The organism is Calidithermus terrae (assembly GCF_003574345.1).
In the GTDB taxonomy this organism is placed as follows: Bacteria; Deinococcota; Deinococci; order Deinococcales; family Thermaceae; genus Calidithermus; species Calidithermus chliarophilus.
On sequence record NZ_QXDL01000253.1, the window covers coordinates 1 to 5,073 of the forward strand.

At 74.5% G+C, this 5,073-nt stretch carries 3 protein-coding genes; 2 read left to right on the forward strand and 1 reads right to left on the reverse strand.

The genetic code is table 11. The annotated features are described in order from the left end of the window. The first annotated feature begins 702 nt into the window (after window positions 1-702). Entirely contained in the window at window positions 703-3,723 is a 3,021-nt protein-coding gene (locus tag Mterra_RS18660; protein WP_147372942.1) for a hypothetical protein, read from the forward strand. A gap of 115 nt (window positions 3,724-3,838) precedes the next feature. Then, window positions 3,839-3,982 (forward strand): hypothetical protein, encoded by a 144-nt coding sequence (locus Mterra_RS22575; RefSeq protein WP_170159740.1) that lies wholly within the window; start codon window positions 3,839-3,841, stop codon window positions 3,980-3,982. On the opposite strand, the gene Mterra_RS18665 is transcribed toward Mterra_RS22575, so the two are convergent. Further along, window positions 3,979-5,073 (reverse strand): FAD-binding dehydrogenase (locus Mterra_RS18665; RefSeq protein ID WP_119316511.1); only part of this gene is annotated, 1,095 nt, incomplete at its 5' end. The two genes, Mterra_RS22575 and Mterra_RS18665, sit on opposite strands and share 4 nt — an antisense overlap.

A 5,073-nucleotide genomic window follows, 5' to 3' on the forward strand; every position in this document is an offset into this window, starting at 1 on the left:
GTCCCCACCCCCTCGAGGGCCCGAACCGCCCAGATCCCCCCAGTATTTCCCCTAAGGAATGTTAAGGGAAATGTGGCTGGGCCCTCGAGGGCCGGGCCGGCGGGGTCTACCTCCTGGGATTGCCCAGAGGGCTAAGGGGGGGCACCTCAGCCGCCCCCTTAACCTGCCGCCTGCCAAGGTTCTCCCCTCGCCCCCTCGGCGGGGGGCCTTATCGTGCGTTTTACGCGGTCGGCGGCTATAGCCCGTCCTGGACGGCTCTCTTGCACGGGATAGGTCCAGGTACGGATAATCCGGAACAGATCCATGGAGCGGGTGGGGCGGTCTCGAGCCACCCCCGGGGCCAGGAGGTGGCCCCGGGAACAACCGGCCTTGTCCACCCTTGAATGGCGACTGAAGTGCCGTGAAAGCCCTGCGGCTCGAGCGCTATGCCTACGGCTCGAGCCACTCCACCTAGTAGCAGGTACTCACCAAAGCACGTAAGGCGCATCTCCTTTGCGGTAGAACGGGAGCCCCGTTCCCGCGGGCTGCTAAGGCACGCCGGCCGTGCCGGCGCATCCGGTCGCAATTGGGCGGGCGCTGCCGTGTTACCCTGAATGGTTCCTGGCTAAACCTGCTGCAACCCCAGGGTCGGGCACATCGTCCGTGGAATCCGCCGCGGACGGCCAGATCCCATCGCCGGCCGGATTCTGAAGGGGCGAACAGATGCGTAGGACGAAGGCCATGGAAGACCCGGGCGGCGGGGGCCTCCCGCTCAGGCCCGGGCCGGAAGACCCGATCCGCGGGATGATCTACAGCCTGGAGCGGCTCGAGGAGCACGCCCGGGCCCTCGCCGCTTCCCAGGTGCTCTCGAGGATCCCGTCGAGGGGCCGGTCCTTGTTCCCACGGCTCCAGAGCAACGCCCGGGCGCTGCAGCACAGCCATGACGAGATCACCCTGGCGCTCCGGCAGAAGCGGGTCGTCGCCTCCGCGGCGGAGTGGCTGGTGGATAACCACCACGTCCTCGACGAGCAGCTCCGGGGCATCCGCAACGACCTCCCGGGGCACTATTACCGCGAATTGCCCAAGCTCGCCGGGGGCCCCCTCGAGGGGTACCCCAGGGTGTACGGGATCGCCTGGGATTACGTGGCCCACACCGACAGCCGCTTCGACCCGGAGAGCCTGCTGCGGTTCGTGCAGGCCTACCAGGGGCGGGCCCCCCTGAACCTGGGCGAGCTGTGGGCACTGGCGATCAGCCTGCGGCTGGTGCTGGTCGAGAACCTGCGCCGCCTGGCCGAGTGGGTGCTGCACTGGCAGGATGCGCGGCGGGAGGCCGACCGCCTCGCGGACCGCCTGCTGGGCCTGCGGACGCCCGAGGCCGCCCGGGGGGTCCTGCGGCGGCTCGAGCAGGCCCCGCTGCCCGCGGCCTTCGTGGTGCAGCTCGTGCACCGGCTGCGCGAGCAAGACCCCGCCGTCACGCCGGTCCTGGGCTGGCTGCTCGAGCGCGTCGCGGCCCAGGGCACCACCGTCGACGACCTCGTCTCCCTCGAGCACGCCCGCCAGGCCGCGACCAACGTTACCGTCAGCAACGTCATCACCAGCATGCGCTCGGTTTCGTTCTTCGACTGGGAGCGCTTCGTCGAGGAGGCCAGCCTGGTGGAGGCCGCCCTGCGGCGCCACGCGGGCTATGCCGCGCTGGACTTCGGCACCCGGGACCGCTACCGCCACGCGGTGGAGGAGCTGGCTAAGGGCTCGGGGATCCCCGAGCTCGGGGTGGCCGAGCGGGCGGTGGCTTTAGCCCGGGCGCAGGACGGCGCGGGCGAGGCCGGGCAAAGCCGGGCCGCCGCAGACCCGGGCTACTACCTGCTGGGCCCGGGCCGCAGGGCCCTGGAGCGGGAGCTGCGGTTCCGCGTGCCCCTGGCCCGCCGGTTCCGGCGCGCCTACCTGGCCTTTGCCACCCCCGGCTACCTGGGCACGCTGGCCCTGCCCCCCTCGCTGACCACGCTGCTCTCCGGGCGGCTCCTGCGCCTCAGCCCGCCGGCCCTGCACCTGCTCCAACTGGCGGCGGTGGCGGGACGGGAGGTGGCGCACGCGGTGCTCGAGGCGGCGGTGGGGCCGGGGCTGGCCGACCCCCTGGACGAAGCCCTGGCCGCCAAGCTGCTGCTCGAGCAGGGCCCGGGCTACCGCTTCCGGCACCCCCTCTACCGCGAGGCCCTCTACCAGGGGCTCTCGCTGGCCCGCCGGGCGGCGCTGCACGGCGAGGTGGCGCGGGCGCTCGAGGCCGCCTACCGCGCCGACCTCGCCCCCCACACCGAGGCCCTGGCCCACCACTACCGCCGGGCCGGGCAGGCCGAGCGGGCGCTGGAGTACCTGCTCAAAGCGGGCGAGCGGGCCACCGCGGTCTACGACCACCCCGCCGCCCTCGAGCGCTACCGCGAGGCGCTGGAGCTGGGGCTCGCCGGCGAGGCGCGGGCGCGGGTGTGGGAGCGCATCGGCGACGCGCACCGGGCCACCGGCGACGTGCGGCAGGCCCTGGCGGCCTACCGGGAAGCCCTCGAGGGCGCGCCGGCCCCGGCCGCGCTCTACCGCAAGCTGGCCCTCACCGCCATCCTCGCCACCGACATGGACGGCGCCGCCGCCTACCTGGCGCAGGCCCAGGCCCGCACCGGCCCCGGCCCGCTCGAGCGCGCCCGGCTCCTGCTGGTGCAGGCCCTCTACCACTGGCACTGGCACGAGCTCGAGCAGGCCGCCGCCGAGGCCCACGAGGCCCTGCAGCTCGCCGAGGCCCAGGGCGCCGGGGTGGAGGTCCAGCAGGCCTACGAGCTGCTCGCCCTCTCCTACTTGCCCATGGGCCGCTGGGAGGAGGGCCTGCGCTACGAGCTCAAGCGCGGGCTGGCCGGCTGGTCGCCGGAGGTGGCCCTAGCCACCGACGCCCACCTGTGCCTGTGGGAGTACCACGTCTACGGCGAGGACCCCTACCAGCAGGCCCAGGCCTTCATCCGCCGGGTGCAGGAGCACGCCCAGGCCGTGGGCGACCTGCGCTGCGTGGCGGTGTGCCACTACGCGCTGGGGAGCATGGAGTTCCTGCGCACCAACCTCCAGGAGGCCGCCCGCCACCTGGGGCGCGCCCTCGAGCTCCACCACCGCATCGGCTCCCCGGCCGGCGAGGCCTACACCCTGGCCCGCGAAGCCCTGCTCCGCACCGCGCGGGGGGAGCTCGAGGCCGGCTGGCGGGCGGTGGAGCGGGGCCTCGAGGCCGCCGCGCAGGCCGCGGTGCGCGACCACTGCCTGATGCGCCTCTACGCCGCGGGGCTGTGGAACCGCCTGGAAGCCCGCGACCGCGCGCGGGCCGAGCGCCTGGCCCGGGCGGGCCTGGACCTGGAGGCCCAGGGCACGCTGTGCCCGGTGTGCAGCGTGCAGTTCTACCCCGCCCTGGCGGCCTTCCGGCTCGAGCAGGGCGAGCTCGAGGACGCCCTGGCCTACGCGCGGAAGGCCCAGAAGCTCGCCGAAACCTTCCGGAACCAGCCCGGCCTGGCCCAGGCGAGCTGGGTGGAGGGCCGGGCCCTCGCCGCGCGCGGCGAGCTCGAGGCCGCGCGTTGGGCCTACCGCCAGGCCGAGGCCGGCTTCCGGTCACTGGGCCACGCCTACGACCTCGCGCTGGTGCTCTCCAGCCTGGCCCAGCTCCCCGGCGAGCAGGCGCACGCGGCCGAGGCCCGGCGGCTGCTCGCCGCCCTGCGGTCGGGGTGAGCCGGCCGAAGGCGGCATAGTCCAGGCCCAGGGGCTGCACGTAGCCGGGGACCTCGCGGGCGGAGCCGTCGGCGAGCTCGACCTGCGCTGCCTGGCCCCCGACCGGCGGCGCCTGGTGTCCGAGGCGTGCGTACAGGCCGCCGGCGCGCTGTTCGACCTGGCCCTCAAGCTCGAGCGCGAGGCCACCCACCGGGCGATGGACGAGCTCAAGCGGCGGCGGCTGGGCTACCTCGAGCCCCTCGACCGCGAGGCGGCCTAGACCACGGCCGCGGCGGCCGCCCGCCCCGCCACCCGCCCGCTGAACACGCACCCGCCCAGGAAGGTGCCCTCGAGGGCGCGGTAGCCGTGCATGCCGCCCCCGCCGAACCCCGCCACCTCGCCCGCGGCGTAGAGCCCCGGGAAGGGCTCGCCCCCCTGCCGCAGCACCCGGCCCTGCAGGTCGGTCTCGAGGCCCCCTAAGGTCTTGCGCGTCAGGACGTTGAGCCGCACGGCGATGAGCGGCCCGGCGGCGGGGTCGAGCAGCCGGTGGGGCTTAGCCACGCGCACGAGCCGGTCGCCGAGGTAGGCCCGCGCGGCCCGCACGGCGGCGAGCTGGGCGTCCTTGCCGAAGGCGTTGGCGAGCTGGGCGTCGCGGTCGCGCACCTCGCGCTCGACCACGGCGGGCTCGAGCCAGTCGGTCCCCGCCAGCGCGTTCATGGCGCGCACCAGCTCGGGCAGGGTGGGCCGCACCACGAAGTCGGCGCCGCGGTCCATGAAGGCCTGCACCGGGGCCTGCACGCCCCCCACCACCCGCCGCAGCACCCCGCGCACGTCGCGCCCGGTGAGGTCGGGGTTCTGCTCGGAGCCGGAGAGGGCGAACTCCTTCTTGATGACGCGCCGGTTGAGCACGAACCAGGTGTAGGGGTAGCGGTTGCGGGTGATGTGCTGGAGGGTAGCCAGGGTGTCGAAGCCGGGGAGGTGCGGGAAGGGCAGGCGGCGGCCGTAGGGGTCGAGCCAGAGGCTCGAGGGTCCCGGCAGGACGCGGATGCCGTGGTTGGCCCACACCGGGTTCCAGTTGCGCAGCCCCTCGGTGTAGTGCCACATGCGGTCGGGGTTGATGACCCGCCCGCCCGCCTCCGCCACGGCGCCGAGCATGAGGCCGTCCACGTGCTCGGGCACGCCCGCTACCATGAACTCCGGCGTCGGGCCCAGCCGCTCGAGGGGCCAGTTGCGCCGCACCAGCTCGTGGTTGCCGCCGATGCCGCCGCTCGCCACGATCACCGCCTGGGCGCCCAGGCTAAACTCGCCCACCACGGCGCGCGAGCTGCGGGTGCCGCGCGGGGCGTCGCTGGCCTCGAGCACCTCCCCCAC